Source organism: Lentzea albidocapillata (genome assembly GCF_000719115.1).
GTDB lineage: Bacteria > Actinomycetota > Actinomycetes > Mycobacteriales > Pseudonocardiaceae > Lentzea > Lentzea albidocapillata.
This window is the reverse complement of record NZ_JOEA01000116.1, coordinates 1-226: the sequence shown is the minus strand read 5'-3', so window position 1 is coordinate 226 and position 226 is coordinate 1. Positions and strand designations below refer to the sequence as shown.

General features: G+C 69.0%; 1 protein-coding gene. It reads left to right on the top strand.

The window, feature by feature from the left end; translation table 11 throughout:
* Nucleotides 1-226: DUF4396 domain-containing protein (locus IG04_RS0142090; RefSeq protein WP_030482321.1), on the top strand; the 226-nt coding region annotated here is incomplete at both ends.

The window sequence follows — 226 nt, the reverse complement described above, 5'->3', positions numbered from 1 at the left end:
GTCCGGGCTGCCCCTCCGTGCCGCCATCGGCGTGGCGTTCGCGGCGGACACCGTGTCGATCGCCGTGATGGAGATCGTCGACAACGGGATCATGCTGGCTGTACCGGGGGCCATGGAATCGGGTCTGGGCAGCTGGTTGTTCTGGGCCAGCCTCGCGTTCGCGCTGGCGGTGGCGTTCGTGATCACGGTCCCGGTCAACCGCTGGCTGATCTCGCGCGGCAAGGGG